The following is a 1,985-nucleotide window of genomic DNA, read 5'->3' as shown; positions in this document are numbered from 1 at the left end:
TCACCAAGGCAGGTACGACGAAGCGGAACCCCTCTACCGCCAAGCTCTAGAGATGAGAAAACGCCTACTGGGCGAACAACATCCCTCAGTCGCCAGCAGCCTCAACAATCTGGCAGCTTTGTACGAAAGCCAAGGTCGCTACGAGGAAGCAGAACCCCTCTACCAAGAAGCTCTGGAGATGAGAAAACGCCTATTGGGCGAGCAACATCCCCGTGTCGCCGACAGCCTCAACAATCTGGCAGCTTTGTATTGGAACCAAAACAACTTCCAGCAGACACTTTCTTATCTAGAACAAGGACTTGCTGTGGAAGAACAAGTCTTGCAGCAAAACTTGGTTGGCGGTTCACAAGCTGACAAACAGGATTATCTAGATACCTTTGATGCCACCACAGATGCAGCTATTACCCTCTCGCTACAACATTCTAGTGAAGAAGCCAACCAACTCGCTTTAAAAACCCTTTTGCAACGCAAAGGACGCTTGCTAGGCTTGTTCGCCAACATCCTGCAAATTTTGCAGCAAAATCTCAATCCCGAAAACCAAGCTTTATTGGATCGATGGATAAGCACCAACCAACAAATTTCCCACTTAGCTCACTTACCATCAAACAAACGACCGGACAATTTTGACCGGAAATTGGAACAGTTACGATCGCAAAGCCAGGACTTACAAAATCAACTCAGCCGCCGCAGTAGCCAATACCGACAGCTCACCCAATCGGTGGAAATTTCAGAATTGGCATCGCAACTGCCAACCAACAGTGCTTTGCTGGAATTTGTCCTTTATCAACCCTTCGATCCAGAAGCACCTGAAGGAGAACGATTCGGCGACCGTCGCTACGCTGCCTATATCCTCCACCCCGATGGCAGCATCCAACGTCAAGATTTAGGCAAAGCCTCCGAAATCAATGATTTGGTCGGTTCTTTATACCAGGGATTGAGTTCCGACAGCTATGCCATTGCAGAAGTCAAAGAAGTTGCCAAAAAAGTCAGCGATCGCATTCTCGCTCCCCTGCGTCCTTACTTGCAAAACGCCGACCATTGGTTCGTCTCCCCCGACGGTGCTTTGAACTTGATTCCCTTTCAAGTATTGCTCGACAAACAAGGTAAGTATCTAGTCAAAACCACCCCCATCACCAACCTCACATCCGGAGGCGATTTGCTCCGTTTGGACAACGATTCCCCAGCCACTTCACCTCCCATATTCGTCGGCAATCCCTATTTCAAAAAAGCCGGTGCCACCGATGTTGCCCTCAGAAGTGCCACAAGCAGTACCATCAGCCAACAAAAATGGGGCGCGCTACCGGGAACTGCCACAGAAGTGGAAACCCTGGCACCAATGTGGCCGCAAGCTCGCACTTTCTTAGAACAACAAGCAACAGAAGCCATTGTCAAACAAGCGGAACAACCCCAGATTTTGCATTTAGCTACCCACGGCTTTTTCCAAGATTATCCGAATTCTGACGAAGCCATTATCAATCCTTTGGTGCGTTCTGGTTTGGTATTTGCCGGGGTCAAGAAAGGTCAAAGCGGTGAAAACGAAGATGGCGTAATGACGGCATTGGAAATGGCAGGATTGGATTTGCAGGGAACCCAAATGGCAGTGTTGTCGGCTTGCGAAACCGGTCGTGGCGATTTGTCTGCCGGTCAAGGGGTGTACGGGTTGCAGCGAAGTTTGGTCTTTGCTGGCGCTGAAAGTCAGTTGGTCAGTTTGTGGCGAATTAGCGACCAAGATACCCCAGAGTTGATGGTCAAATACTACCAACGCTTGCAAAATGGTGAAGGCAGAACGCAAGCTTTGCGACAGGCACAGTTAGAGATGCTCAACGACCCGCAAACGGCACATCCCTACTACTGGTCTGCCTTTATTCAATCGGGGGATTGGCGACCTCTGGATGACAACTATTGACACTCTCACGAATAGAATTCGTGAGATTCTCGCTTCATCGGGTGTGCCTAGATGGATTAGCTATGCTAGTCCATCCCCG

Annotated in this window: 1 protein-coding gene; it reads left to right on the top strand. The window is 49.5% G+C overall.

All coding sequences use genetic code 11. The features are described 5' to 3' along the window. Positions 1-1,906 (top strand): CHAT domain-containing protein (locus tag AS151_RS19200; protein ID WP_084639775.1); only part of this gene is annotated, 1,906 nt, incomplete at its 5' end. Between the last annotated feature and the right edge of the window lie 79 nt (positions 1,907-1,985).

This window comes from Geitlerinema sp. PCC 9228, from assembly GCF_001870905.1.
Taxonomy (GTDB): Bacteria; Cyanobacteriota; Cyanobacteriia; order Cyanobacteriales; family PCC-9228; genus PCC-9228.
This window is presented reverse-complemented; position numbering and strand designations above follow the sequence as displayed.